This is a genomic window from Bacillus sp. JJ1122 (assembly GCF_036964885.1).
Classification (GTDB): Bacteria; Bacillota; Bacilli; order Bacillales; family Cytobacillaceae; genus Mesobacillus.
This window is the reverse complement of sequence record NZ_JBALQL010000059.1, coordinates 2,604-4,455: the sequence shown is the minus strand read 5'-3', so window position 1 is coordinate 4,455 and position 1,852 is coordinate 2,604. Positions and strand designations below refer to the sequence as shown.

The window sequence follows — 1,852 nt, the reverse complement described above, 5'->3', positions numbered from 1 at the left end:
GACTTTAAAGCCCTTTCAAGAAGAAAACAGCCTTTAGAAAAGAGCTTTATTAAAAATCATTCTTAATACCTATTCCGAAAATCTTTAATGAAAATATAAATCAAAAAATCCGCTCCTATTTTAAGCAAAAGGTGTATTCATTAGAAGTAAAATGTTTTATAATGATTTTCGTATTTCCGAAACTTTGAATTCAAGATGACAATATCTTTTTTTATACAGGGGGAATGGTATATGAAAATGAGAGTTTCAGCAGTCCAATACCACCTTCATACGATCAGATCGTTTGAGGAGTTCGCGCTGCAATGTGAGCATTATATTAAAACAGCCCAGGAATACGGTTCGGAATTCGTACTTTTTCCTGAGTTCTTCACTACACAATTGCTGTCAATCGGCAGTGAACAGGGAACAAGGCTGACCATTAATGAACTCCCTGGCTTTACTGAACAATATTTGAACCTGTTCCAGAATTTCGCTTTGGAAACGGGTATGCATATCATTGGCGGAACGCATGTGATTGCTAGAGAAGGCAAACTTTTTAATGTAGCACACATGTTTTATCCAGATGGAAGGATTGTAGAACAGGCGAAGCTTCATATCACACCAACAGAAGTTAATGAATGGAATATGAGTGCAGGAGAAGATTTCAGGGTATTTGATACAAAGAAAGGACGAATTGCTCTTTTAACTTGCTACGATATTGAGTTTCCTGAAATCGTCAGAATGGCAAAGGCGAAAGGGGCGGATGTGATTTTCTGTCCGTCTTGCACTGATGATCGCCATGGCTTTCATCGAGTAAGATATACAAGCCATGCACGAGCGGTGGAAAACCAAATATATGTAGTATTGACTGGAACAGTCGGTGCTCTGCCTACAGTAGACTTCATGCGTGCTAACTTTGGCCAGGCGGCAGTGATCACGCCTAATGACATACCATTCCCTCCGCAAGGATTGCTTGCTGAAGGTGAACTGAACAATGACATGATTGTAACAGCAGACCTTGACTTAGAGCTGTTATATGAAGTGCGAGAACGAGGTTCAGTTACAACTTGGCGTGATCGACGCACAGATCTTTACCCAGACTGGGAAGAAGCAGAAAAAATCTAATCCGATAAGGAGCAAACATGATGGAATACATTCGCGTCTCAAGTATTGAAGACCCGCTGTTCACTAAACTCCATAATTTGATGAAAGACGTTTTTCCTCCTGAAGAGGTTCTCGAGTTCGATTTATGGAAGGAGCCGCTTGAAGATCCAGGTATCCGTGTTTTTGTCGCAGTGCATGAGGATGAAGTAGTTGGTGTTACTGAATATCGCTACTATCCTGACTGGAATATTGCAATGACTGATTTTACGATTGTCGGCAAGCCTGGGCTGAGCCTTGGCCGTTTCCTGGCAAACAAACGCATGGAAGACCTGCAAAGCCTTGCTGGTGAAAAAGGTGTTGAATTGTTTGGCATGTTTGCAGAAATTTATGACCCTTATCGAAAAAAGGACCATGATTTCGGCGGTGTGAAAACGATGGATCCGTATGTTCGCCGTGAAGTGCTATCTCATTTAGGCTATAAGCGTCTTGACCTAGAATATGTTCACCCATCCTGGGAGAATGATGGGGAAGCTGTCGCTGGATTAGATCTTTGCTTCATACCTGCAGACAATCATACAGTTGAATTGCCTGCTGCATTAATTTCTGATTTCCTGACAACTTATTATTCCGTTTTGGAAAACAAGCCGGAAAAATGGCTTAAAATGGTTGACCAGCTGACGAAAAAAAATACAGTGGCTTTATTGCCTTTATAATAAAACTCAGACAGTCGAATCTTTTTGTTTCGGCTGTTTTTTTATTTGGCTCTGTT

At 40.9% G+C, this 1,852-nt stretch carries 2 protein-coding genes; both read left to right on the top strand.

Annotation, left to right across the window (positions count from 1 at the left end):
* Positions 1–231: 231 nt before the first annotated feature.
* Positions 232–1,104: a carbon-nitrogen hydrolase family protein gene (locus V7201_RS23105; RefSeq protein ID WP_335379096.1), complete on the top strand. Its 873-nt coding sequence runs from the start codon at positions 232–234 to the stop codon at positions 1,102–1,104.
* A 20-nt stretch (positions 1,105–1,124) separates the two neighbouring features.
* The gene (locus V7201_RS23100) at positions 1,125–1,796 is read left to right on the top strand and encodes a GNAT family N-acetyltransferase (RefSeq protein ID WP_335379097.1); all 672 of its coding nucleotides are present in this window, start codon (positions 1,125–1,127) and stop codon (positions 1,794–1,796) included.
* Positions 1,797–1,852 lie beyond the last annotated feature (56 nt).